The sequence below is a fragment of the Stenotrophomonas sp. SrG genome (assembly GCF_050031795.1).
In the GTDB taxonomy this organism is placed as follows: Bacteria; Pseudomonadota; Gammaproteobacteria; order Xanthomonadales; family Xanthomonadaceae; genus Stenotrophomonas; species Stenotrophomonas rhizophila_A.
The window spans coordinates 1-231 of sequence record NZ_JBNBBE010001657.1; the positions used below are offsets into that span (position 1 = coordinate 1).

Annotated in this window: 1 pseudogene; it reads left to right on the forward strand. The window is 69.3% G+C overall.

Annotation, left to right across the window (positions count from 1 at the left end):
* Positions 1–231: pseudogene (locus ACQG3P_RS24990) on the forward strand (hypothetical protein); the annotation flags it as partial.

Sequence of the window (231 nt, forward strand, 5' to 3'; positions counted from 1 at the left end):
TCACTGAACCGCTGCGCTTCGACAACCGATTCATCCGGGATCTGCCCGGCGACGTCGAAACCGGCCCCCGCGTGCGCGAGGTGCGCGGCGCGGCGTGGTCGGCAGTGATGCCCACGCCGGTATCCGCGCCCAGGCTGCTGGCGTACTCGCCTGGACTCGCGGTGCAGTTGGGTCTGGACCAGGATCTGCTGGACAGCCCCGATTTTGCCCGCGTGTTCGGCGGCAACGCCA